This window comes from Psychromonas marina, from assembly GCF_030161115.1.
GTDB classification, from domain to species: Bacteria; Pseudomonadota; Gammaproteobacteria; order Enterobacterales; family Psychromonadaceae; genus Psychromonas; species Psychromonas marina.
In genome coordinates this window covers 159,929-184,568 of record NZ_BSPQ01000019.1, presented here as the reverse complement: position 1 = coordinate 184,568, position 24,640 = coordinate 159,929, and the positions used below count along the sequence as shown (strand labels likewise).

Annotated in this window: 21 protein-coding genes; 14 read left to right on the top strand and 7 right to left on the bottom strand. The window is 38.1% G+C overall.

Annotated features, from left to right (window positions below):
- The 6 genes from ftsY to QQK09_RS17040 form a co-directional block, all read left to right on the top strand.
- The coding region (gene ftsY, locus QQK09_RS17065; RefSeq protein WP_284205377.1) for a signal recognition particle-docking protein FtsY at positions 1 to 1,323 on the top strand (1,323 nt) is incomplete at its 5' end.
- A 2-nt stretch (positions 1,324 to 1,325) separates the two neighbouring features.
- Positions 1,326 to 2,006: a cell division ATP-binding protein FtsE gene (gene ftsE, locus QQK09_RS17060; RefSeq protein WP_284205376.1), complete on the top strand. Its 681-nt coding sequence runs from the start codon at positions 1,326 to 1,328 to the stop codon at positions 2,004 to 2,006.
- On the top strand, positions 1,999 to 2,988 hold the full coding sequence (ftsX, locus tag QQK09_RS17055; protein ID WP_284205375.1) for a permease-like cell division protein FtsX: 990 nt from the start codon (positions 1,999 to 2,001) through the stop codon (positions 2,986 to 2,988). Before ftsE ends, ftsX begins: the two co-directional genes overlap by 8 nt.
- Before the next feature lie 146 nt (positions 2,989 to 3,134).
- On the top strand, positions 3,135 to 3,458 hold the full coding sequence (locus tag QQK09_RS17050; RefSeq protein ID WP_284205374.1) for a hypothetical protein: 324 nt from the start codon (positions 3,135 to 3,137) through the stop codon (positions 3,456 to 3,458).
- 83 nt (positions 3,459 to 3,541) lie between these two features.
- The gene (rpoH, locus tag QQK09_RS17045) at positions 3,542 to 4,393 is read left to right on the top strand and encodes an RNA polymerase sigma factor RpoH (protein ID WP_284205373.1); all 852 of its coding nucleotides are present in this window, start codon (positions 3,542 to 3,544) and stop codon (positions 4,391 to 4,393) included.
- Positions 4,394 to 4,454: 61 nt separating this feature from the next.
- Positions 4,455 to 5,282 (top strand): prephenate dehydratase, encoded by an 828-nt coding sequence (locus QQK09_RS17040; RefSeq protein ID WP_284205372.1) that lies wholly within the window; start codon positions 4,455 to 4,457, stop codon positions 5,280 to 5,282.
- On the opposite strand, the gene QQK09_RS17035 is transcribed toward QQK09_RS17040, so the two are convergent.
- The 3 genes from QQK09_RS17035 to QQK09_RS17025 form a co-directional block, all read right to left on the bottom strand.
- Positions 5,269 to 7,458 (bottom strand): sensor domain-containing diguanylate cyclase, encoded by a 2,190-nt coding sequence (locus QQK09_RS17035; RefSeq protein ID WP_284205371.1) that lies wholly within the window; start codon positions 7,456 to 7,458, stop codon positions 5,269 to 5,271. The two genes, QQK09_RS17040 and QQK09_RS17035, sit on opposite strands and share 14 nt — an antisense overlap.
- A gap of 188 nt (positions 7,459 to 7,646) precedes the next feature.
- Complete coding sequence (gene trmA / locus QQK09_RS17030) at positions 7,647 to 8,744, bottom strand: tRNA (uridine(54)-C5)-methyltransferase TrmA (protein WP_284205424.1); 1,098 nt, start codon at positions 8,742 to 8,744, stop codon at positions 7,647 to 7,649.
- A 248-nt stretch (positions 8,745 to 8,992) separates the two neighbouring features.
- Positions 8,993 to 9,889, bottom strand: coding sequence for a MalM family protein (locus QQK09_RS17025; RefSeq protein ID WP_284205370.1), 897 nt, complete (start codon positions 9,887 to 9,889; stop codon positions 8,993 to 8,995).
- Positions 9,890 to 10,341: 452 nt separating this feature from the next.
- Here QQK09_RS17025 and murI point away from each other — a divergent pair, with 452 nt between their 5' ends.
- A complete protein-coding gene (murI, locus tag QQK09_RS17020; RefSeq protein WP_284205369.1) occupies positions 10,342 to 11,193 on the top strand; it encodes a glutamate racemase in 852 nt (283 codons plus the stop codon).
- A gap of 224 nt (positions 11,194 to 11,417) precedes the next feature.
- Here murI and malK read toward each other — a convergent pair whose 3' ends face one another.
- Positions 11,418 to 12,563, bottom strand: coding sequence for a maltose/maltodextrin ABC transporter ATP-binding protein MalK (gene malK, locus QQK09_RS17015; protein WP_284205423.1), 1,146 nt, complete (start codon positions 12,561 to 12,563; stop codon positions 11,418 to 11,420).
- A 221-nt stretch (positions 12,564 to 12,784) separates the two neighbouring features.
- On the bottom strand, positions 12,785 to 15,475 hold the full coding sequence (gene malT / locus QQK09_RS17010) for an HTH-type transcriptional regulator MalT (protein ID WP_284205368.1): 2,691 nt from the start codon (positions 15,473 to 15,475) through the stop codon (positions 12,785 to 12,787).
- 383 nt (positions 15,476 to 15,858) lie between these two features.
- Here malT and malE point away from each other — a divergent pair, with 383 nt between their 5' ends.
- The 3 genes from malE to malG are packed head-to-tail and all read left to right on the top strand — an operon-like array spanning position 15,859 to position 19,567.
- Positions 15,859 to 17,043, top strand: coding sequence for a maltose/maltodextrin ABC transporter substrate-binding protein MalE (gene malE, locus QQK09_RS17005; protein ID WP_284205367.1), 1,185 nt, complete (start codon positions 15,859 to 15,861; stop codon positions 17,041 to 17,043).
- Positions 17,044 to 17,061: 18 nt separating this feature from the next.
- Complete coding sequence (gene malF, locus QQK09_RS17000; RefSeq protein ID WP_284205366.1) at positions 17,062 to 18,666, top strand: maltose ABC transporter permease MalF; 1,605 nt, start codon at positions 17,062 to 17,064, stop codon at positions 18,664 to 18,666.
- Between the two features lie 10 nt (positions 18,667 to 18,676).
- Positions 18,677 to 19,567: a maltose ABC transporter permease MalG gene (gene malG / locus QQK09_RS16995; protein ID WP_284205365.1), complete on the top strand. Its 891-nt coding sequence runs from the start codon at positions 18,677 to 18,679 to the stop codon at positions 19,565 to 19,567.
- Between the two features lie 247 nt (positions 19,568 to 19,814).
- On the opposite strand, the gene glpQ is transcribed toward malG, so the two are convergent.
- A complete protein-coding gene (glpQ, locus tag QQK09_RS16990; RefSeq protein WP_284205364.1) occupies positions 19,815 to 20,801 on the bottom strand; it encodes a glycerophosphodiester phosphodiesterase in 987 nt (328 codons plus the stop codon).
- Between the two features lie 763 nt (positions 20,802 to 21,564).
- On the opposite strand from glpQ, the gene QQK09_RS16985 reads away from it, so the two are divergent.
- Positions 21,565 to 21,792 carry a PA3496 family putative envelope integrity protein gene (locus QQK09_RS16985; protein WP_284205363.1) on the top strand — a complete coding sequence of 76 codons (228 nt, stop codon included), beginning with the start codon at positions 21,565 to 21,567 and terminating at the stop codon, positions 21,790 to 21,792.
- 9 nt (positions 21,793 to 21,801) lie between these two features.
- On the opposite strand, the gene greB is transcribed toward QQK09_RS16985, so the two are convergent.
- Positions 21,802 to 22,296, bottom strand: a complete 495-nt coding sequence (greB, locus tag QQK09_RS16980) for a transcription elongation factor GreB (RefSeq protein ID WP_284205362.1) — start codon at positions 22,294 to 22,296, stop codon at positions 21,802 to 21,804.
- Positions 22,297 to 22,408: 112 nt separating this feature from the next.
- Between greB and QQK09_RS16975 the strand changes: the two genes are divergently transcribed.
- The 3 genes from QQK09_RS16975 (at position 22,409) to QQK09_RS16965 (ending at position 24,410) form a co-directional block, all read left to right on the top strand.
- Complete coding sequence (locus QQK09_RS16975) at positions 22,409 to 22,837, top strand: YbaY family lipoprotein (RefSeq protein WP_284205361.1); 429 nt, start codon at positions 22,409 to 22,411, stop codon at positions 22,835 to 22,837.
- Positions 22,838 to 22,951: 114 nt separating this feature from the next.
- A complete protein-coding gene (locus QQK09_RS16970) occupies positions 22,952 to 23,209 on the top strand; it encodes a YkgJ family cysteine cluster protein (RefSeq protein ID WP_284205360.1) in 258 nt (85 codons plus the stop codon).
- Positions 23,210 to 23,462: 253 nt separating this feature from the next.
- Complete coding sequence (locus QQK09_RS16965; RefSeq protein ID WP_284205359.1) at positions 23,463 to 24,410, top strand: porin; 948 nt, start codon at positions 23,463 to 23,465, stop codon at positions 24,408 to 24,410.
- Positions 24,411 to 24,640: the final 230 nt, after the last annotated feature.

Here is a 24,640-nt window from a genome sequence, read left to right as displayed (position 1 = left end):
ACTGAGAAACTAGCTGCGGAGAAAGCTGAAGCAGAACGTTTAGAGGCAGAAAAACTAGAAGCTGAGAAACTAGCTGTAGAGAAAGCAGAAGCAGAAAAAAAATCAGAGAAAAAACTTGGGCTTTTTGCTCGTTTTGAAGCTTCACGCGCAGAAGCTGCTCGTCTAAAAGAGGAACGTGCAGAGGTTAAGCGCATAGAAGATGAACGTTTAGAGGCTGAGCGTTTAGAGGCTGAACGTTTAGAAGCTGAGCGTTTAGAAGCTGAGCGTTTAGAAGCTGAGCGTTTAGAAGCTGAGCGTTTAGAAGCTGAGCGTTTAGAGGCTGAACGTTTAGAGGCAGAGCGTTTAGAAACAGAAAAGCCAGTTGAGAAGAAAAAAGAAAAACCGTTAGGTTTTTTTGCTCGATTCAAACAAAGTTTAACCAAGACCCGTTTAAGCATTGGTAGTGGTCTGTTTTCTATGTTTAAAGGCAAGAAGATTGATGATGATCTTTTTGAAGAGTTAGAAGAGCAGTTAATTGTAGCCGATATTGGTGTTGATACCACACTAAAAATAATAGATAGCCTGACTGAGCAAGCGGACAGAAAGCAACTTAAAGATGCAGATGCGTTATATGGTCTATTAAAAGAAGAACTTTCTAGTATTTTAGAAGAAGTTGAAAAACCATTGGTGATTGATGAAACTAAATCACCCTATGTTATTTTAATGGTCGGTGTAAATGGTGTTGGTAAGACAACGACCATTGGTAAACTAGCTAAACAGTACCAACAACAAGGTAAGTCAGTGATGTTAGCAGCGGGCGATACTTTCCGTGCTGCTGCTGTTGAGCAATTGCAAGTCTGGGGCGAGAGAAATAATATCCCGGTTATCGCACAACAAACGGGATCCGATAGTGCTTCTGTTTTGTTTGATGCGATGGATGCAGCTAAAGCGCGTGGTGCAGATATATTGATTGCAGATACCGCTGGGCGTTTACAAAATAAAGATCACTTGATGGATGAGCTTACCAAAGTGGTACGTATTATGCGTAAAAAAGACGCGACTGCACCGCATGAAATAATGTTGACCATCGATGCAGGAACCGGGCAAAATGCGATTAGCCAAGTTAACTTGTTTAATCAAGCTGTTGGGTTAACTGGAATTACATTAACTAAATTAGATGGTACGGCAAAAGGTGGAATAATTTTTTCGATTGCAGATAAATTTAAGTTACCGATTCGCTACATAGGGACGGGCGAAGGGATTGATGATCTGCGAGAGTTTAATGCGAAAGAGTTTATCGATGCACTTTTCTCAAAAGAGGATGATTTAAAGGATGAAAATTAACCATGATTTTATTTGAAGAGGTCAGTAAGATTTATGCAGGTGAACATGCTGCGCTAAAGCAGGTGGACTTCCACTTAAAGCAAGGGGAGATGGCTTTTTTAACCGGTCACTCCGGCTCAGGTAAAAGTACACTATTAAAGCTTATTAGCTTGATGGAACGCCCTACAACCGGACGTATGGTACTCAATGGTAACGATATAAGTAATATTAAAGGTGACGACATTCCTTACTTGCGTCGCCATATAGGTATGATTTTTCAAGACCATCGTTTATTGATGCACCGTAGTGTATTAGAAAATGTTGGCTTACCGTTGCTTATTGAAGGTTACAGTCGTTATGAAATTAAGCGTCGCAGTTTAGCGGCACTTGAAAAAGTAGGGTTGATGGGCAAAGAGGATTTTGCTCCGATTAATCTTTCTGGTGGTGAACAACAGCGTGTTGGTATTGCACGTGCCATCATCAATCAACCTCCTCTGCTTTTAGCAGATGAACCAACGGGTAATCTTGATCCTAAATTGTCATTAGAAATTCTAAGTTTATTTGAATCATTAAATGAATATGGAATGTCTGTGTTAATTGCAACACATGATCTCGGACTGATTGCCAAAATGCGTTATCGAACATTAACGTTAAAAGATGGTGAGATGATCAATGATGGACTAATGAGAGAACGTAATGGCTAATAAAATGGAAGATAGAAAAGTATTGTCAGGCTCACCTCGCATCAAAAAAGTTTCATTTTTGGGGCGTGTTTCTGCCGTTATCAGTCAACATTTTCAACAAGTGTTTACGAGTTTTTCTGAGTTATGGAAAACACCCATTGCTACCTTGATGACTGTTTTTGTATTGGGCTTAGCACTGTCGTTACCAAGCGTTTTCAATGTACTCTATAAAAATGCAGAGCGTGTGACAGGGCAGTGGGATGGCGCTTCTGAAATAAGTCTTTTCTTAAATAAAGATATCTCAGAGCCACGTGTTCAAGTGTTGATCAACAAATTAGCACTGTATAACGATATTGACTCTGTAACCTATATCTCTCGCCATCAAGCGTTAGAAGAGTTTAAAGAGATGTCATCTTTCTCTAAAGCGCTTAATTATCTTGATGAAAATCCATTACCTGCAGTCTTAGTGGTTGTACCAACTAAAGATGCAATGACCTCAGCGGGTAGTAAGTTACTGGTTGCTAAGTTGCAGCGTGAACAGGGAATTGACCTGGTACGTGTTGACTTGGATTGGATAGAAAAATTACAGGCGATATTAGAGCTGTTGGTTGATATCGTAATTGCGATAGCTGCTTTGTTGTTAATTTCTGTGCTATTGATTGTGAGTAATACAATTCGACTCAATATACTTAATCATCGCGATGAGATTGAAGTACTAAAATTAGTCGGGGCCACCAATAGCTTTATCCAACGACCTTACTTATATGCAGGCGCTTGGTATGGGTTATTAGGCGGTACAATTGCATGGTTATTAACCGTTGCAATGGTAATCTGGTTACAGTCAGGTGTAATGAGCTTAATGGGGCTGTATCAGCTTCAATTTGAAATATCTCTCCTTAATTTTAAAGAGGTCGCTACTTTATTGGGAATTGCTACGGCACTCGGTTTTGTTGCTTCATACATATCAGTGAAACAGTATTTAGTAAAAATTGAACCTAAATAACCTAAATAATCTAAATAAATCAGATGCATTTAGTGAGATAGTGTTTATGTAAAGGAGAGGTTTTTAGTTGACCTCTCTTTTTTAATCTGTACTATGTGAGGTAAGTCACGAAAGTTGTTTTTTTGTTCGATAAATTGTGAGCCTATATGCATAAAGTAATTGATATAAAGTTAACCTCTGTTTTTTCTCCAATTTGCCAAACGCTAATACATGAAAGTTTACAAAATCAATTAGATGAATCTACACATAAACTACTTGACAAGAGCAGTGATTTACTCATTATTCGTCAAGACAATACTGTGATTGGTTATGCTTTATTAGAGCTAACTGGGACTGATGAGTTATCGTTAAATTCTCTTTATTTTAGAAGTATTGTGAAAGATCACTCACTTGGTGAGTATTGGTTATCACGTTTAGTAAAACGCCAGCTTAAAAATAGTCGCTACAACCAATTTTTACTCGCCAGTTAAAAAAGTTTGTTTTTTTTTTGAACTTGTATTATATAATCAGCGTCTAAATATTTTATACCATCATAATTTTAAAAGGGGTAGACATGAGCAGTACAATAAATTCAATGAGTTTAGTTCCTCAGGGAAGTATTGAAGCCTATGTTCAATCAGTAAATCATTTTCCTATGCTCAGTGCAGATGAGGAGAAAGAGTTAGCAACACGCCTATTTAATGATGGAGATTTAGAAGCCGCTAAAAAATTAGTGATGTCACATCTGCGTTTTGTTGCATATGTTGCAAAAAGCTATGCGGGTTATGGTTTACCACAAGCAGATTTAATCCAAGAGGGTAATGTTGGGTTAATGAAAGCGGTAAAGCGTTTTGACCCTTCTGTTGGTGTTCGTCTAGTCTCTTTTGCTGTGCACTGGATTAAAGCGGAAATACATGAATATGTTATTCGCAACTGGCGTATGGTTAAAATTGCAACCACTAAAGCACAGCGCAAACTTTTCTTTAACCTACGCAAAGCAAAGAAACGCCTTGGTTGGTTTAGTCAAGAAGAGGTTGAAAACGTAGCAACAAACCTAAATGTTACGACTAAAGATGTATTAGAGATGGAGTCTCGCCTTAATGGGCAAGATCAGTCTTTTGATCTTAGTGGTGATGATGACGATGAAAGTAGTTTTGCACCGGTACAGTATCTTGAAGATAAAACCGCAGATGTTGCCATACAGTTTGAGGCTGACAATAATCAGTTAACCATGAAAAACAAACTTTACTCGGCACTTTCAACACTTGATTCACGTAGCCAAGACATTGTTAGCTCGCGTTGGTTGAGTGAGCCCAAAGCAACATTGCATGACTTAGCTGCTCGATATAACATCTCTGCTGAACGTATTCGACAACTAGAAGCGAATGCCATAAAAAAACTGCAAAGTAATATGGATTTTGCGTAAAATAAAAGGTGAGTTTAACTCACCTTTTTTGATCCTGTCTTTAAATTATACATGGTAGTTTATGCTTAATATTGCAACACTTGGCCCTAAAGAAACCTTTTCTGATTTAGCAACACAGCAATATATCAACTCACAATCTCAGCCTTTTAATATCACCTATTTCAGCTCCTTATCAGAAACCTTTAACGCGATAGGTAGTGAATGCGAATATGGTGTATTACCCATTGAGAATCTGTCTGAAGGTTATGTTCAAGTTGTCTTAGAGCACCTGCTCAGTACCGACTTAATTGTTGTTTCAGAGCTATTACTTGATATTCAATTCTCTTTTGTCGCTAATTGTAAAAACCATTCACAGTTAACTGATCTTTATGTGCAGTTTGTCGCACATGGGCAGTGTTCTGAATTTATAAATCAGCTAAGCGGTGTACGCATACATAATACGCAGAGTAATATTGAGTCGTTATTGCTGGCAGAAAATAAAGGCATTGGTGCGGGGGCTATTATTCCTCATCATGCACTTGCACAGGTGAAAAGTGATTATTTAATTAATAAAAATGTCACTAATTATGAAAATAATCAGACTCGCTTTCTAGTGTTAACTAAACAAGCTCAGCCACGTTTAAAAGGTGCGCGCTATAAAACGACTTTAGTGGTTAAAAATGAAAATGATTGTCCAGGGGTATTGGGAAATATCGTTAATGCTTTCGCGAGTAAGAAAGTTAATTTAACATCGATTATGTCTCGCCCAACCAAGTCACAGTTTGGTAAATATCATTTCTTTATTGATATTGATGGTCACCAACTAGATGAAAATATTCACGCCTCCCTTGAGCAGATAAATGCTGAATATCCCGTCACAGTGATTGGGTCTTACATTAAAGCGAATTAATATGTTCGTACCCTTTGTGTACGACTTTATTTCTGCCCTCTGATTTAGCTTGATAAAGTGCTTCATCAGCCCACTTTATCAGTGTTGCTGGTAACATTCTTTTATGGATATTGAGAGTGGCAATGCCGGCGGATAGCGTCACTCTTTGTAAAGGTGATTCCCTGTGATTTATATTGATAGTATAAAGCTCATCTATCGCACCCTGAACGCGTTTCTTTACTTGCTCTGGTGTTGAGTGAGTCAATAAAATAATAAACTCTTCACCGCCATATCGAGCGACTAACTCATCAGCTCGTCGAAAATGTTGTTGGACGATATTAGCGACATCTTTAAGGCACTGATCTCCCAGCTGGTGGCCATAATGATCGTTGTAGGCTTTAAAGTAATCAATATCAAGCATAACTGCTGATAAATTTTGGTTATTACGGCATGCTTTAGCCCATTCTTTTTTATAGTTTTTATCGAAGTGGCGTCGATTGGCAATGCCTGTTAATGAATCCACTAGGGAGAGTTGCTCAAGCTTCCTATTACTCTCCTCTAATTTATCATTTACCCTAGCGAGCTCTGATGTGCGCTTTTCTACTAAATTTTCTAATTCATTATTGAACCTATAAACCGATTCTTCGGCACGTTTTCGGGTAATGATTTCGGCTAGATTTGAAACAAATAGTGTTAATAGATCTTCTGTTTGGCTTGTGAGAGAGCGTTTGTTGATTAGGTTATCTATTACCAAAAAACCTATAACTTGTTCTTGAGTGTGTAATAACAGGGCTGCATTCCAGCCATGACCAACAACCTTTCCATTTTCATAGAGTGGTGCAGAGGCTTCAAAAGTAAGTTGATGAGGCATAGATTTGGCTAAAGTGAGTAGTGAATGCTTTGACAAAGGTTCATGAAATTTACTTTCATCGGTTAGTTGTCCACTTGCATCGGTGCCAAAGGTACCAAATATAGTTTTCCCATTATCATAACTTAAAAATATGGCAGCTCTATCAATCCTCAATTTTTTACGCGTAATTTCGACAGCTGTTTTACAGATATCAAGTTCCGTTACTTGATGTGATAACTGTAAAGCGGAGCTATGTAATAGTTTAATATTACTCTCTTCTCTTTTCTGTATGATCGCGGTGCTAAGCATGCTGCTGTAGAGTGTTAATAACTCTTTTTCATAACTAAGCAATGGCCGATGGTTTAATAAATTATCAATTGAGATCCAGCCTATTAAGTTGTCTCCATCACGCAGGATAACAATTGCATTCCAGCCAATCCCAACGACCTTATCGACGTCATAAAGCGCGGTGTTGTTAATAACTTCAATACGTTTTTCAGTATGTAATACTGCATGCTGTACCTGTTCAGGTAATGCTTCAATATCATAAATCAGTGTACTTTCATCTATGGTTTTACCTTCAATATCAGTGCCGTAAGTGAAGTATATTAATTGTTGATTCTGGTCTACTAAAATCAATCCAGTGCGATCAAAACCAAGAATAGTGCGCAATGCTTCAACTGAATTTTTATAAAGGTTGTCTAAACTTGAGCTGGAAATTAGCTCTTGAGTAATCTCTTGTAATTTCAAAATTTTAGATGAGAATTCCTGCTGTTGTTGAATTTTTTGTAGATATAATGCCTCTTTTTTATCTCGATTTGTGAGTTGTACATTACAGTATGAATTTAGTCTTAGTTTTTGAAATAAATGAAAAAATTGCATCATCAATGCACTCGGTAAAGGATCATTTTTCCAAAATTCTATTATTTCATTCGATGGGGATCGTAAAAAAATGAATATCCCTTTTTTATTCTTCATCTGTAATTTTAAACAATACCAATCCTGTTTTTTATTATCAGCATCATTAATCTGTAAATACGTAATTGGTAGGTAGGGTGATAGTTGCTTCTCTTGTTTTGCAAGTGACCATAACTTTTCGCTGCTGATATCGTTATTGCTAGCAGAATCTAAATTAGTTTTGGAGCAATCCAAATGATGAATAGGTTTACCAGCTTTGTGTTGTGCTAAACATCGAAACTGATCACCTTCAATACAAAAAAGAATATCGTCAGGTTGTAGGCTCTGTGATAAAAAATGTGAAGTGGTAGTAATCAGGCTTTTTGTATCATGACAGGATAGAAATGCATGTTGCGCTGCTATTATCTTATCTAAAAGAAAGTCATTCACACTGCTTGCCTTTTTGTTTAGTTAATTTTTAGATGATAATAAAGCTATGTGCGTAATTTGTCTCTAACCGATAGATTGAAAAGTGAGCTGTACCTCTCTATTTTATCGCCCCGAACCTCTTGCAATAAAAAAGCCCTACTTTTATTAAAGCAGGGCTTGTCGTTTTTTAGTCTTACCCGTTTAATATATTAACGTCTTACTAAAAATACACCCGCTTCTGTGTGGTGGGTATATGGAAATTGGTCAAAAAGGGCAAAACGTTTCACTTCATGTGTTTCATTAAATACCTGCATATTGGCCTGTAGCGTATCTGGGTTACAGCTGATGTACATAATGTTATCGTAGGTTTGCACCATTTTTACTGTTTCATCATCAAGGCCTGAGCGAGGTGGGTCAACAAAAATAGTATTACATTGGTAATCATCAAGGTTAATTCCCTCGAGGCGATTAAAGGTGCGCTCTTTATTAATCGCTTGTGTAAACTCTTCTGCTGACATACGAATAATCGTCAGGTTATCAATGTTGTTTTCAGCAATATTATATTGCGCTGAATGAACCGATGGTTTTGCTATCTCGGTTGCTAATACTTTATCGAAGTTTTTTGCCAGTGCAATGGAGAAGTTTCCGTTACCACAGTACAACTCAAGCAGGTCTCCTTGACTATCACGAGTACAATCAATTGCCCATTCCAACATATTGATAGAAACGGCTGCATTTGGCTGTGTAAAGCTATTTTCAACCTGTTGATAAATCAAAGTCTGTCCATCTACCTGTAGAGACTCAATCACGTAGTCTTTATCTAATAAGAACTTCTGTTTTTTAGCACGACCAATAAAATTGATATCAAACTGTGTTGATAATGTCGCTTTTAATTTATTAGCCTCTTCAACCCATTGCTCATCAAGTTGCTTATGATAAAGCAGGCTGACGACGATTTGACCACTTAGGGTCGATATGAAGTCAATCTGAAATAACTTAAAACGTAGTGTCTTATTTACTTTTAGTAGATCAATAAGTTGTTGCATCACATCGTTGATTAATTGACTCGCTGGTGGAAATTGATCAACTCGAATTTTTTGTTTCGTCGCCTGATCAAACATAATGTAATACAGGTCATCCCCGTCATGCCAAACACGGAACTCACTGCGCATGCGGTAGTGCTGTTTTGGTGAAGCAAATACTTCAAGTTCTGGCAGGTTAAAAGTGGCAAATTGTTCGTTAAACTGGGACTTTTTAGCATCTAGCTGCTTTTCATAATTTTCTGGATCAACGAATTGCATACTTATTTTAACCTTTTTTGATAGCTTAATAGCTTGATAGTTTGAGAGGCAAGATTTTAAAGGATTTAACGCCAGTTACCAACACTAATTATAGATAGTATTAGTCATTATCTTGAGTCATGAAGGGAGGGGGGTAAATAAATTAACTAATGGAGCTCATTAGAAAGGAGAAGCTGGGTTGTTGTAGCGTGATTTGATACCTCTGTTTCAGATAGCCGGCAGCACAAGGCTGACAGCTATTAGAAAGGAGCTTATTATTTTTTGATTGCATCTACAAATGTATCGCGGGCGCTTGTTGAGCCTGCCGCCTCTGCTTGGTCAACAAGTTGCATCGCTTTTTCTATCTCATTATTTTCAACAGCCGTGGTGATCATTTCATTAAACTGACGGTCTGTGACATTGTTTTGTAGTTGCTGCTCAACTGGTGCGGGCTCTGATGCCACCTCTGATGCCACATAGTCATCGCTATTATTCTCTGTTTCAAATTCAATTTTTACAACCCCCATTGCAGAGTGGCTGATCACTGGATCTGCAATGTTTGGCTCTGCAAGGCTACGTGCACGCGCGTCAAGTTTAGCAGGATGAGTGACTGTCGTTGTATCTTGAATCGCCTCCTGAGTCGTATATATAACGAAGTAGGTTTCATTATTTGGATTACTTAGATTTGGACGTTTAATAGTCAAACTTGCAGTTAACTGATCACCATTTAGAAATTTTGCGGGTATATAGGCAAACTTATCGGCACTGATAATACGTGTCTTTTTAAAGTTGCTATCCAGTAATAATATCTGTGGCACAAAGACCGTATTGTAAAATAGACCACTCACTGTCATCTTTAATTCACTGATATTTTTATCTATTTTATAAGCCTTATAGAGGCTCTTACCGCTTTCAAAGTTATAAGACAGTGCATTGTTATCAAAAGCGATGTATTGCACCTCTGTGTTATCCAATGGTTGATATGTTAACTGTTGTAGACTATCACAGCAGGTTTTGCTTTCAGCTAATTGTTCACTTGCTTCGGCATTACTGACGAAAGCATTGGGATTATTCGCTTTAGGTGAGTGTAATGCGGTGCTTGAGCAACCTGCTAAAGTCAGAGAAAAAAACAATGTTGCACAAGTTGTATTTAATTTTAAACGATTGATCATAAGAATGTCCTTGATATAAAAGTCCTTTAAAGAAAGGTATTAGTATTTCACTTAGCGTTTATTTAGGATTGCTCATGCTGCCTTGCATAACTCATCATTAGCAGCGTAAAGGTTGCCAGCTAAGAGCAGTATAACGACTAAAGAAAAATTGGTATAGGGAGCAGAAGGGGGCGTAGATAGTCTCTATTAATATGATGATGCGATTAGTTGAGTTAAACAAAACGAGAGCGCATCACTGATATTTGAGACGTAATAATAGTTAACTCCCTTTGCAAATAGCGATAAAGTATCGCTTCTAATTATGGGGAGGGGGAGCTGCCTCCTTTTTGTTATTTATATTTATATCATAATGGCGAGTAATCTAAAGCTAAGTAGGCGGTGAAGTATCATTTGATTTCTTTCTTCTTAGATTACAGGCTAAAATACTTTTTTTACCAAGGAACTTAATATTAATGTCTGTAAAGCGAATACTTATATTTGACTCTGGGGTCGGAGGGTTATCTGTTTACGAACAGATTGTTAAACTAAACCCTTGCATTAGCTGTCATTATTTATTTGATAATGCCTATTTTCCTTATGGGGAATTGCCTCGAACTAAATTAGTTGAACGTCTTACACAATTATTAGCCGATTTTATGTCTCAGCATCCTGTTGATTTGGTTGTGATTGCATGCAACTCGGCAAGTACGGTTGCTCTTGAAGCCCTCAGATTACATTTCTCTATACCGATTGTTGGAGTGGTACCTGCTATCAAACCTGCTACACGCATTACCACTAATAATGTCATCGGGTTATTAGCCACGCCAGCTACCATTGAACGCATTTATACTCGTCAGCTGATTAATGAATTTGCAGCGGGTAAAACGGTTTTACGTATTGGTTCAACTGAATTGGTGAAACTTGCGGAAGATAAGTTGATTGGTAAACCTGTTGCCCTTAAGGATTTTAAAGCGGTGCTGGCACCTTGGCTTAGTGAGTTAGCTAGTGATCAGAAAATAGAGGGTAAAGAGCAACTACAACCTGATACATTAGTATTAGGCTGTACCCACTTCCCGTTAATTAAAGCTGAAATAGCTGCCTGCTTTACACGGCCGATTAAATTAGTGGATTCGGGAGAAGCTATCGCATTACGTGTTAAACAGTTACTTGAGGTAGAACAGCATAATCCTAGCGAAGGTGTTGCTGAAATTAAGATAAATCAAGCCTTTTACACTCAGCATTTTAGCGACCAACAACATTTATCTGCACTATGTCATTCTTTTAGTGATTATGGTTTTCAGCAGGTGAACTTTTGCGGCTTATAGTCTTCAATAAGCTACTGAGTAGTCATTCTTACGGGGAAATAGGTTTGTCATTACAAGCATTAATTTAAGTGCATCGTATCCAGTCATTTTTTGTTGGTTAATACGGAAAGTAAGCTGCTTAAACTAGAAACGCTGAGTTATAGGGGTAATAAATGATTAATATTTATTACCCATGTCACTTGTACATGGGTAATAAATTTTCTTATGTTAGGCGGCCTAACGTGCTATTTTTTAGCACCTATCTCTTGATAGGTACGCTTACAAGCGGTCCCATCTTTCTTAAACAGGTGACAGCGATATTCAGGTAATCTGAATTTGAATTGCTGTCCTAGCGCGACATCAGCAACATCAAAGTAACGAATAATAAGATCGCTTTCGATACAAGTTGCTTCAACATAAATTTGTGTCTCATGTCCAAGTTGTTCAAGTACTTGAATTTCACTACTTAAGGTAAGACCTTCTGTTACTGGTTCGCCGCTATTACACTGTTCTGATACTGAAGTATCAATATGTTCAGGACGAATACCAACAGAAACAGAATCACCGACCGTTAAGCTGTCATGCTCAACCTGTACTGTTAAAGCTGAGCCGTTAGGCAGTTGAACTTTAACACCTTCGTTATTTAACTCTACTACCTTCGCATTGATAAAGTTCATTTTAGGAGAACCAATAAAGCCTGCTACAAAACGATTTTCTGGATAATGGTATAGCTCAAGTGGGGTACCGACTTGTGCGATGCGGCCACCTTCTAATACGACGATACGATCTGCCATTGTCATCGCTTCAACTTGGTCATGAGTTACGTATACCATGGTTGAGTTAAGGCGTTTATGCAGTTTACTTATCTCAATACGCATTTGTACACGTAATGATGCATCAAGGTTTGATAGTGGTTCATCAAATAACAATACTTTAGGGCGGTTCACTAAGGTACGACCAATAGCAACACGCTGTTGTTGCCCACCTGATAACTCTTTTGGTTTTTTCTCTAACTGGCTACCAAGCTGCAAGATAGAAGTCGCGTAATCTAAGCGCTCTTCAATTTCTTTAGGATCGGTCTTCTTAAGGCGTAAACCAAAAGTCATATTATCTTTTAAATTAAGGTGTGGATAAAGCGCGTATGATTGAAACACCATGCTGATAGAGCGCTCAGAAGGTGGAATATCATTAACGCGTCTATTGTCGATATAAAGGTCGCCTGAAGTAATATCTTCCAGCCCAGCTATCATGCGTAAAAGTGTTGTTTTACCGCAGCCAGAAGGGCCAACAAAAGCGATAAACTCACCATCAATGATCTCTAAATCGATGTCCTTTTGTACCACAACATTGCCAAATGCTTTGGTTACTTTTTTTAGCACGACATTCGCCATCTGTTTTCCTCTCATTTGTGTCAATTTGATTTTCAGTGTCGCCATTATGGCTGAATAATGGTTATTCATCCTCCTCCTGAAAGGGGGGAGTAGACAATTATTATATAAATTAGGGGGTGAGGATATAATGTAAGCTGTTATTTTTACTTGTTAGTGGTTGTAATCATTGCATTTATTTTTCATTTTATAAATGCAATGCTTAGTAGGTGATAAACAATTTATTAAATCAGGGCGACTAATTGCTCACTCAGTTGTAACGCTTCTTTACGGTTTTCAAGCCCTAGTTTCTGATAAACATTACGGATATGTGATTTGATAGTCGTGGGAGCAACTCCCATAGAGTTGGCAATCTCATGATTACGACATCCGGAATGAATCAGGCCTAATACTTGCCATTCACGTGGTGTGAGTGGAATGTTTTTTACCAAACGTGGGGTACGCGTATGATTGGTAATTTTAATGACTGCAGCACTATCAAAAGGATTTTTAGGACCTTCATTTAAGCTAATGCCTGACAATGACAGTAACTTCATCAGTTTAGTTTTAACCGAAGCGATCATCGATGGGTCATTTGCCAGCTCTTGGTAAATTGGCTTATGGTTTTCAGATTCTCTGATAAAACAAGTATCTAGCCCGGTGTAAAGTGATGATTCAACAGCCTGATGTAGGTGCAGTTTTGCATTGGAGAATTTTTGTAGCTTAGTTTCGATACTGGTTAATAAAATTAAGTTGCGGTTGACTTCCATCTGTAATTCACAAGATTGCGCATCAGACATATTTTTTTGTGCAACCTGCAAGGCCTCATCAAACTGCCCTAGCTTAATAAAAGCACGAATAAGGTTACGGTTATGGCATTGATCAAAATGGTTAAATGCACTGACTGGTTTTGGTGCTTGCTGTAACCATTTTTCAATTGCAGCTACATCGTTAGTGAGTCGCCAATATTTTAGGCGTGCGTAATTTGCTGATGCGATCCAATCACTGTGATAATTTTGGTTGCGTAATAAGCGCTCGACTTCGTCGATCAAATGCTTAGCTTGGTCACTGCTTCCACGTTCGAGTGCCACTTTAGCTTGCAGTGTATAGGTATATAAAAGCCATTGTTCATCGTAGGTTTTAAGTACCTCAAGCGCTTGCTCACAGAGTTGGTTCGCGAGTTCAAATTGCCCCGCTTGGTAAGCCCTTTGCACTCTGAAGTGTAATGGGAACGCATACAAAGGCAGGGACTCTAAATGATGTTTTTTGATTAATATAATGGCGCTATTTAAATGGTCTTCCGCTTTTTGATGCAAGCTTTGTGCTTGTAATATTTCAGCCTGCTGATATAAACACCAGATAATGTTTTGGTGCATATCTTGCTCACTCGCCAGTAATATTACCTCTTGAAAGCATTGGTAAGCGGGCTCTAGTTTACCCAGGCAGTGATATGATTCACCAATAATCGTTTGAGCAATAATATTGGTACGTGTGCTGGTTGGGGCTGCGAGATTAGATAATGTATCTTGCGCCTGTTTCAGTGCATCACTGATACGCCCTTGGTTTATCGAAATCTGCGCTTTTATCACCATCAATTCACTTAATGTCTCGGGTGATAACGTCAAATCATGTTCGCTAAACATTTTTTCAGCTTGTTTAATGAAAGGCGCTACTTTGTAATGCTGATGATGACTTTGTAACATCCACGCTTTTAAGATAACTAACTCTGGGTGTAACCAGATAGCTTGCTTAATTAAACTAAAACATTCTTGTAGTTGGTTAAACTGCCCATCATGAAACAGTGCCCAGCCAGCTTGTTGTAATAGTGAAATAGTGAGTTCTTGGTCTGCACTACGTAATACGTATGGCATCGCTTCATCAGCTTGATGTTGTCCTAGCCATAAGGTGGCTACTTCTTTATCGGTTAATAACTTAATATTATTTTGCTGACTTTTATAACGTAAGAAATTCTTTAAAAAACTATTACATGCATACCAATCGTCTTGTTTAGGCAGTTTAATAATCAAGTTACTTTGTTCATTAAGTTGTGCCAGTAAAGGTGCACCTTCATTGGTTTCACAAAGTTGATTAATAATATGAGCATTGATTTTACTCAATGGTGCGATGCGCAATAACAATGTTTGCAGTTGCTCTGATAAGTGCGTGAAAACCTCTTCATCAAAATAATCCCAAAGGTATATATGCTCATTTTGAGCAATCTGCTGTGCGTATTCAGAGAAACTGTCTGCATCTTTACTTAAAATAGCAACCAACTGTAACGCTGTTGGCCAGCCTGAAACGGCTTGATTGAGATTGAGCACGACAGGCGTAGGTAATGAGAATGAAAGGCTTGCTTCAAAAAACTGTAAACTTTCCTCATCGCTAAATGAGAGCTTTTCGATGTTTAGCTCAAATAATTGCTGCTTAATGCGTAAATTAGAGATTGGCAACTGTGTTGGAGATCGTGAACTCATTAACATTTGCCAATTGTTCGGCATATGCTTAATGAAGAAACTGAGTGCCTGTAAAATATTGTTATCAGTAATGTGATGAAAGTCATCAAAAACGATACTGATAGCGGCATGCTGCTCTGAGGTTTCATTAAAGAAAAGTGTAAATAATGAAATAAGATCTAATTCATTGCTTTGTTTTACTATCTCAATCGTTGCAGGGCAGTTAATGCCTTCGATTTCGGCAAGGCTGAAAATAAAGTAATTAGCGAATTGTTGAGGAGTATTATCATACTTGTCAATACTAAACCACGCGCTATTATCCTGCTTTTGTATTGCCCATTCACACAACAAATTGGTTTTTCCATAACCTGCTGGCGCGGTGATTAACCCTAGTTTTATGGCATCAAAATCATTGAAAAGATTTAAGCGTGAGATAGTATTCTTGACTATTCGCGGTGCATTTAATTTAGACTTTATTAGCATCTGTAACCCTTAATAAAACGGTATTACTTATTCTTGTTTAACATCCGTGTGAAAGCTGAATTAATTTAAATGTTGCTCTCATCCACTTAAGTATTAATTATTTTTAGTAGTGCGATTTAACTTATTCGCATCTAGACCAGTTAACCTTACTATTATACGCCTTTAGTTGTCACAATTCTTGTTTCATTTTGTAACAAAAGTAAATGTTTGTTTTTTTGTGATGATTATATTCCTTTTGTTTACAGCTGTTTATGTTAGTTATAGCAGGGGGCGTAGTTGATAGGGGGATGACCTAGCTAGCTATGCGACTTATTGTTTGCATCGTTAATAAAAGGAAATAACAACAAACCATCATAATCAACTACTCATTAAAGGTAATAACTATGAAAAAAACACTCAGTACACTTGCCGTTTCAGTTTTAGTTGCACTTAGTAGTGCAAATATTGCTCATGCGAAAATGGATGAAGGTCAAATCACAATATGGATTAACGGTGACAAAGGTTATGACGGTTTGGCGTTAGTGGGTAAAAAATTCGAAGCGGATACAGGTGTAAAAGTGATCGTTGCTCACCCTGATAAATTAGAAGAAAAATATCAACAAGTAGCATCAACAGGTGATGGGCCAGATATCATCTTTTGGGCACATGACCGTTTTGGTCAATGGGCACAAGCAGGTTTACTAGCTGAAGTTAAACCAAGTGCTGCTTTAAAATCAAAAATGGTTGATTTTACATGGGATGCGGTAACTTATAATAATAAATATGTTGGTTACCCGGTTGCTGTTGAGTCACTTTCTCTTATCTATAATAAAGACCTAGTGCCTAATCCTCCTAAATCATGGGAAGAAGTACGTGCTATTGATGAACGTCTAAAGAAAGAAGACAAATCTGCAATCATGTGGAACTTAAAAGAACCGTTCTTCACATGGCCATTAATTGCTGCTGATGGCGGTTACGCATTTGCATTTAAAAATGGTGCTTACGATGCTAAAAATACGGGCGTAAATAATGCTGGTTCTAAAGGTGCGTTACAATTTATCGTGGATATGATTGAGCGTAAAGAGATAAGCCCAGATGTAGATTACTCAATTGCTGAATCTGCGTTTAATACCGGTAAAACGGCGATGACAATCAATGGCCCTTGGTCATGGGGTAACATCGATAAAAGTGGTATTAACTACGGTGTAGCTGTATTGCCAACATACAAAGGTCAACCTGCTAAGCCATTCGTTGGTGTTTTAACGGCTGGTATTAACAGTGCAAGTCCTAATAAAGAGTTAGCAAAAGAGTTCATCGAAAACTACCTATTAACAGATGAAGGTTTAGCATCAGTAAATAACGATAAGCCACTAGGTGCTGTTGCATTGAAATCTTTCCAAACTGAGCTTGAAAAAGATCCGCGTATTACGGCAACGATGTTAAATGCAGAAACAGGTGAAATTATGCCTAATATCGCAGAAATGTCGAAATTTTGGTATGCAGAACGTACCGCGATTAACAATGCTGTACAGGGACGTCAAACTGTCTCTGATGCATTAGATGATGCAGCAGAACGTATTATCAAATAGTTGTAATAAAGAGGTGTAATGGCTATCCATTGCACCTTATTGAACGTGGGGTTAAAAGAGGTATTTATGGATCAAGCAATTGAATCTGGGCAATCGTTAAGTGTGCGAGCTAATTGGATTAAATGGATTGTATTAACACTTGTTTCGTTAGTGGCGGGTTACGCCATTGTATTAATGTACGCTCAGAATGAGACTATTTTTGCACTATTAACGTTAGTCGTTGTTGCATCTGGCGTGGTTATTTTTGCACGCGAAGATACCTATTCACATCGTTATATATACCCAGGCGTCGCCGCGATGGTGGTGTTTATCATTTTCCCGCTGATGTATACCATTGGTATTGCATTTACTAATTACAGCGGCACTAATCAACTTACCTTTGAACGAGTACAAACGCAGTTCCTTGCGAAAACCTATGATCAACCCAATTCAGCTTATCAGTTTGAATTATACCAAGTTGAAAATTACAAGATTCAACTACATTTTGAAAAAAATGGTGAAAATTATCAAACTGATGCATTTAATTTAGGCGCTAGTGAACCTATCACGTTAGCACCGAGTAATGGTGAAAAAGCAGGTACTAAAGCAGCTATTCGTTTCATTATTCAAAATCGTGATGCATTAACAAAATTAAACATCATCTCATCCGATGGACACCCTTTATCGATGAGTGGCTTACGTGAGTTTTCCGCAAGTAGCCCGCTTTATCAATTACAAGAGGATAACATCACACTCGTTAGCCAATTCGATGGCGAAATTTTAAAACCGAATATGGACGCTGGCTTTTACCAAGCGATCAATGCACAGGGTGAATTTGTTGGTGATACCATCTCTCCCGGGTTTGTCGTAGGTAATGGTTGGAAGAACTTCACACGTATCTTCTTAGATAAGGGCATTCAAGGGCCGTTTATTCAGATATTTATCTGGACAGTTATTTTTGCAGGATTAACGGTTTTATTTACCTTAGCTGTCGGTTTGGTACTTGCATCAATCGTGCAATGGGATGAGTTAAAAGGTAAAGCGGTTTATCGTATGTTACTGATTTTACCCTATGCAGTGCCTGCCTTTATCTCCATTTTGATATTTAAAGGTCTCTTTAACCAAAGCTTTGGTGAAATAAATCAGCTACTAGAAGGGATATTTAACTTTAAGGTCAATTGGTTTACAGACCCCTACATGGCTAAAACCATGATTCTGATCGTGAATACTTGGCTTGGTTATCCTTACATCATGATCCTATGTATGGGGCTATTAAAATCAATTCCGAGTGATCTGTATGAAGCCTCAGCAATTGATGGTGCAGGGCCACTTGATAACTTTTTCAAAATAACATTACCGTTGATGATAAAACCATTAACACCGTTATTAATCGCAAGCTTTGCATTCAACTTTAATAACTTTGTACTGATTCAGTTATTAACTAATGGTGCACCAGATATTATCGGCTCATCAACACCAGCTGGTCATACTGACTTACTCGTAAGTTACACCTACCGTATCGCCTTTGAAGGTGGTGGTGGTCAAGACTTTGGTTTAGCGAGCGCAATTGCAACACTGATCTTTATCGTTGTAGGTGCATTAGCGTTATTAAACCTACGTGTTTCTAAAAAACAACAAGCTTAAGGGGTAACTGATGCCGATTGTTAAATCTAAAAATGAAAAAAAACGTGTTTGGTTCGCACACCTCTTTTTATGGGTATTTTGTGCAGCGATTCTCTTCCCATTATTAATGGTGGTCGCGATATCATTTCGTGAAGGTAATTTTGCGTCGGGATCATTGATTCCAACGGATCCCACCTTAGAGCATTGGAAGTTAGCACTAGGGATAGCGGTAACAAATGCTGATGGCAGTATCACTAACCCGCCATTCCCAGTTCTATTATGGTTATGGAACTCTATCAAGGTCGCTGGTATCACATCGATTTTCGTATTAGCGCTATCAACAACCTGTGCTTATGCCTTTGCGCGTATGCGCTTTGCAGGTAAAAAAGTATTGCTAGAAGGGATGTTGATTTTCCAAATGTTCCCTGCGGTACTTGCGTTAGTGGCACTGTATGCACTATTCGACAAGGTTGGGCAATATATCCCATTCCTTGGTCTAAATACGCATGGTGGATTAATCTTTGCCTACCTTGGTGGTATCGCACTGCATGTGTGGACGATCAAAGGCTATTTTGAAACGATTGACAAATCACTTGAAGAAGCCGCATCGCTGGATGGTGCAACTCCCTGGCAGACCTTTAGGTTGATTTTGTTGCCACTGTCTGTTCCTATTTTGGCAGTGGTTTTTATTCTCTCATTTGTTGCAGCAATAACCGAAGTACCGGTAGCATCAATTCTGCTAGTGGATGTTGATAAATACACCTTAGCGGTTGGTATGCAGCAATACCTTTACCCTCAAAACTACCTATGGGGTGATTTTGCAGCGGCAGCCGTGTTGTCAGCATTACCGATTACTATCGTATTTTTATTAGCACAAAAATGGTTAGTGGGTGGCTTAACGGCTGGTGGTAACAAAGGGTAATAAAAGTTAATACATTTTAATAATAGAGAAAATCGAGGCTAGTTTGTCTCCTACTTTCTTTTTCATAAAGCAAACCGCACACGGATGTGTATGATTATCAAAGCTAACCAATCTTCTTTTTGGTTAGCTTTTTATTTCCCCCTAATATATCGCTTACCTGATTTTCTCTTCGTAATAACCGCTAATCTCATTCAGTCGTTCACTATTACAAATTAGCTTGTACTGGATAGAGGAAACTTTTCATATTTTAATCTCTCAATAACTTCACTGCTACATCTGGAAAATCAGTAAATAATCCATCAACATCAGCGTTGAAATAGAAAAGGGTGAGCAACTCTTCAAAGCTCTCTGCATAATCAGGTACTTCACCTTTATCAGCACGAAGAGTGAAAGGGTGCACTTGTAGTTTGTGTTGGTGTGCTTGCGCTGTGAGTTGGGTAAGTAGTAAATTGTGTTTGGTCGAACCTGGATCAATGATAAATGGAAACCATGGTCCAATCGCATCGGCATAATTACTGATTTGTTGCATTGCCCCGTTTTCAAACATCCAGTCATAATCATAATTAATTACTTTGCCATCAACATAAACACAGGTCTCCTGCCACTCTGTTTTAGGAATCAATTGCACTAATCTTAATTGCATATCCATCAGGTTAAATAGTTTATATTTAATCCGTTTTAACTCATTGGGGTCAAAACATTGCAGGAAAATAGGATCAGATTGTTTTTGATAGCCATATTTTTTTAACACCTTTAATAGGGCTACAGAGATATCCTTGCCCTCAAAACGATGAAAAGCGGGGGCTTTTATCTCTGGGTAGATGCCAATTTTCTTGTTGCGGCTTTTATTGAGGCCTTGAATTAGTTCAATCTCTTGTGCAAGGGTATGAACTCGAAAGCGAGACTGCCAAAGTGGAAATCGCGCAGGATAGATTGCTTGATCCGGGGCGATAAAAGCTTCTGTCATCTGCAATGATTGCATCTCACTCAATGTAAAGTCTATGACGTAAAATCGACCATCGTCTCGGGCGCGTTGTGGAAAAACATCTGCTACATTGGTCACGCCATCTAAAAAATGATCGTGTAGTACGACTAATTGATCATCCTTACTCATCACCACATCTTGCTCGATATAATCACTATTCATCGCATGTGCCATCGCTTTGGCTTCCATACTATGTTCAGGTAAATACCCACAAGCGCCTCGATGTGCTATCACTATTTTTGTGGACATAATGTTTACTCTTTTAATTGCTCTCTTTTATTGTAGATATGAATATAAAAATTGAAATAGTAGATATATTAATCGTTGCTGAGGGAATTAATCGGTGGGTATCGCATATGATGCAGGCTAGTGGTATCAGATATCAGACATGCTCAACTGTGAGGGACAAAGATTAAAAATTACTGCAAAGTGATTAACGCAAAAAGAGAGTATGGAATGTGATGTCTCAATGGCATCTGCTGAATCATCCGGCCTGATAGCAGTGATAAACTGACATTTTATAAAACAGTGCTGCCTAAAAAATAGCCGTGGTTAGCGAAGAATTTAGCGCTGCGTTGCATTTGACTGTTTGTAGATTAACTTGGATTTTATTAGCAGGTAAAAGTGGTTTAGACGAGCATTTTGGCGCGAGGTTATATCAAGCAGGGGGAGATTTTTTCAAAAATATGAGTTTGCTCTCAGTGTTGATAATCGACTCTGGAGGCCTACTAAAATAGGATTGTTTTTAAGTGAAAAAGAGTTGCAAAAGGGGGAGAAATATTTTAAAAATGTTGTTGTATAAGGGAGTTACTAGCGATTTAAAGGAAATGTGTAGCATTAGCTACAGGTAGGCGTAGTGATGCTTAAACAGTGATCTATTCCTGATTATATAAATCAAAGGGGTGGCAATATTTATGTTGTCAGCTTAACTTAATGGTGATGTTGGTATTACCTGCTTTTTAAATAACGAGCTAAATATAAGCTTTATAACAAGTTATAATAGGAGTGTTGTATGGGAAATCGAAACAAAGAGCATCTCTCAAATGATGCGTCAGATTCTGAAATCAGTGAGTGGCTAGAAGATCATACTGATGAACATATTGAATTTATTGAACAGCAAGCGAGAAAGAAAAATAGCGGTGCTGAACGAGGGAAGGTACGTCGTAATATCGAAGAAATAAAAGAGAAAAATCGTCTTAAAGAGTTACTCGGAGACGATTACGATCTGCTAGACAGTTAATCTCCCCCACTAAACAAAGTCATAGTTTATTGTGTTGATATACCAAGTGGTAAGGCCATTTGGTGTATTAACTAACGCCTCATCATCAACCTCTTTTTTTAATAACGCGCGAGCCATCGGACTATCGATGGAGATATAATCTTTACGTTGCTCTATTACACCACGTTGATATATCTCATCTGGCCCAACAATTTTAAAGCGCTTCTGTTCTCCCTGCTCATTTTCTATATCTACCCATGCGCCAAAAAACACTTTTCCTGCTTGTTGTTTGTTAGGTAACACGATGGTTAATGTTTCTATACGCTTATTTAAAAAGCGAATACGAGAATCGATTTGGCGTAATAAACGTTTATTTTCTTTGTAATCAGCATTCTCAGAACGGTCACCCAAACTAGCTGCCCATGCCACTTTCTCGGTGATTTCTGGGCGATACTCTTGCCACAGGTAATTAAGCTCTTTTTTAAGGTTATCAAAGCCTTCGGGGGTAATTAGGTCAGTTCGCAATGTTTTTTATTCCTCTTTTTTAGCCATTAAGATAACTTTTTTTGCTAATCAATTGAACTATTTTAATATCCTACGCTCTAATCTTTTGAAATAGGGTTTAGAGGTTTGAAAGTTGAGAAAAAAAATAATTCCGTTATTGATGATTTTTGTGGCTGTATTGGTGAGTGGCTGCGATAAAAGTAGCGACAATGCAACCTCTGATGATGCACTGAGTTTATTAGAAACTGAAGTTTATTATACTCAAAAAATGTTATTACCTGATGGCGCTGAGTTGGAAGTGCGTTTAGAAGATGTCTCTAAAATGGATGTTGCTTCAGAGTTGATTAGCAGCACAACAAGAGAGATTAAAAATACGCCACCTTATGCTTTACAAGTTACCTTCCCGACCAAGCGAATAAAAGCTAATCGACGTTATAACTTGAGAGCCTCAATTAGATTAGAAGATAAATTGATATTTACTTCAACCTCCCATATCAATCCCTTTGAAGTGGGAATAGCTTCACCGATTAAAATTAAAGTGGATCAGGTTGGAGTTGAGTAACAGTTACCTAGTTTAAGTGGTGTTTAGTCGATATGGCGTATTTATCTATTTCTAAATAGTAGCAAATAAGTATACTGCGCTTTTTTGTTATCCATAACCATATCGAGTAGTTTTATGCAGTGTAGAGAAAGTTGCGGGGCATGTTGTATTGCCCCATCTATTCAAAGTGCTTTACCTAATATGCCCAACGGAAAACCTGCGGGTGTTCGTTGTTTAAACCTGGGAGAGGATTATAGGTGTAAAATATTTGGTCTACCTGAAAGACCTGCATTATGCGATGGCTTTAAAGCAAACTTAGATGTTTGTGGAACAAGTAGAGAAGAGGCACTGCAATTAATCTCTATTTTAGAGATAGAAACGAGCCCAACCTAATATCTGTACACAATTTCAGCGTTTTACGCTGTATTTTTGTTGACGCACTTCACGATTTTTTTCGTTGTAGGTGTTCTTTTTGTGAGCTAAAGCAAAATTCCCCTTTTGTTTTGTAGCGATCCCCGTTAACCCCCTTTATGCTGAATTTGCTCGCAGTTGCTGGTGATTAATTCACCTAGTGGCTTCAGTTGTTTTTTAGAATTTAAATAGAACGTACATAAATAGTATGTCATTTACACTAAAGGGAAGTAACATGAAAAAGACAATATTAGCATTAGCAGTGACAGGTTTATTCGCAACCACAGCACAGGCCGCGACTATCTATGAAGCAGATGGTGTTCAGGTTAACGTATACGGTGATATTGAAGTTGGTTTTTTAAATACGACTTCTGAAGATACAGATGTGGTTATTCATATCGATGATGCCGATTTTGGTTTTGGTCTTGGCTATGATTTGGGTAATGGTTACACTGTTGGTGGTGTACTTGAGTTTTCAGGTGAAGATGGTGACGTATCACTAGGTGATACATTTGTAGGTATCAAATCAGATAGAACGGGTACATTAACGATCGGTAAACAAGCGACGATCTATGATGACGCCGGCATCGGTAACGATTACCAGTTTGGTTTCCAAAACTTTTACGAGCAAGACAAAAACTCTGGCTTCCAAGTTATTAAATACAAAATCGATCATGGTAATGTCTACGGTGGTATTGCTTACTTGATGAATACTGAGCTAGAAGAAACAACAAACGAATATGCAGTTGATGCTAACTTTGGTTTCCGTGTTGCTGATTTCGATTTCACTGTATTTTATGGACAAGCGGAAGTGACTAAAGTTCCTAATAATACTACTGACGGCCTTCCAACTAATACCGTTTCAAACTACACGGTAGAAGGACGTTACCAGTTAGATGCTTTAGCACTTGCGCTGACAGTTGCGGGCACTGATAACGGTTCTGATGATAATTCCCTTTCATACGGTGGTTCATTCGCTTATGCTGCAGAGAACAATGTAGGGTTTGGAGCGGGTATTGCTTATAGTGATATGGAGGCAACTACAGGTGAAGGTATACTGGGTTACTACGTAAACCTTTCATATGAATTTACAAGTAAAGTAAATACATATATTGAGGTTGGTGGTAATGATATGGATGATACTGAAGTTGGTTATGCTGCGGGTGTACAAGTAGCATTCTAATATTGCCATGGTAAAAATTACCGTGGAAAGGTTAGCTCTATTGAGCTAATCTGAGAAAAATAAAATCCGATGAGTCGCTCTCATCGGATTTTTTTTTAGCGTTTTCCTGTGATCTCTGAACTGAGATTTATTGTTATCTGCCTTTATTTTCCAGCCTAAACTCTTCTTTATTTCAAATGATCTTTTTTTGCTAACGTTAAGGTTTATTTTGACTCGCTTTAAATTCGTAC

What these genes read in the sequence shown, in the direction of transcription:
- QQK09_RS16970 (WP_284205360.1), top strand. Translation starts at nt 22,952, where the DNA reads ATGCAGTGTAGAGAAAGTTGCGGGGCATGTTGTATTGCCCCATCTATT.
- QQK09_RS17050 (WP_284205374.1), top strand. Translation starts at nt 3,135, where the DNA reads ATGCATAAAGTAATTGATATAAAGTTAACCTCTGTTTTTTCTCCAATT.
- malF (WP_284205366.1), top strand. Translation starts at nt 17,062, where the DNA reads ATGGCTATCCATTGCACCTTATTGAACGTGGGGTTAAAAGAGGTATTT.
- ftsX (WP_284205375.1), top strand. Translation starts at nt 1,999, where the DNA reads ATGGCTAATAAAATGGAAGATAGAAAAGTATTGTCAGGCTCACCTCGC.
- glpQ (WP_284205364.1), bottom strand. Translation starts at nt 20,801, where the DNA reads ATGTCCACAAAAATAGTGATAGCACATCGAGGCGCTTGTGGGTATTTA.
- malK (WP_284205423.1), bottom strand. Translation starts at nt 12,563, where the DNA reads ATGGCGAATGTCGTGCTAAAAAAAGTAACCAAAGCATTTGGCAATGTT.
- ftsE (WP_284205376.1), top strand. Translation starts at nt 1,326, where the DNA reads ATGATTTTATTTGAAGAGGTCAGTAAGATTTATGCAGGTGAACATGCT.
- QQK09_RS17040 (WP_284205372.1), top strand. Translation starts at nt 4,455, where the DNA reads ATGCTTAATATTGCAACACTTGGCCCTAAAGAAACCTTTTCTGATTTA.
- malG (WP_284205365.1), top strand. Translation starts at nt 18,677, where the DNA reads ATGCCGATTGTTAAATCTAAAAATGAAAAAAAACGTGTTTGGTTCGCA.
- QQK09_RS17025 (WP_284205370.1), bottom strand. Translation starts at nt 9,889, where the DNA reads ATGATCAATCGTTTAAAATTAAATACAACTTGTGCAACATTGTTTTTT.
- QQK09_RS16985 (WP_284205363.1), top strand. Translation starts at nt 21,565, where the DNA reads ATGGGAAATCGAAACAAAGAGCATCTCTCAAATGATGCGTCAGATTCT.
- QQK09_RS16965 (WP_284205359.1), top strand. Translation starts at nt 23,463, where the DNA reads ATGAAAAAGACAATATTAGCATTAGCAGTGACAGGTTTATTCGCAACC.
- malE (WP_284205367.1), top strand. Translation starts at nt 15,859, where the DNA reads ATGAAAAAAACACTCAGTACACTTGCCGTTTCAGTTTTAGTTGCACTT.
- murI (WP_284205369.1), top strand. Translation starts at nt 10,342, where the DNA reads ATGTCTGTAAAGCGAATACTTATATTTGACTCTGGGGTCGGAGGGTTA.
- rpoH (WP_284205373.1), top strand. Translation starts at nt 3,542, where the DNA reads ATGAGCAGTACAATAAATTCAATGAGTTTAGTTCCTCAGGGAAGTATT.
- malT (WP_284205368.1), bottom strand. Translation starts at nt 15,475, where the DNA reads ATGCTAATAAAGTCTAAATTAAATGCACCGCGAATAGTCAAGAATACT.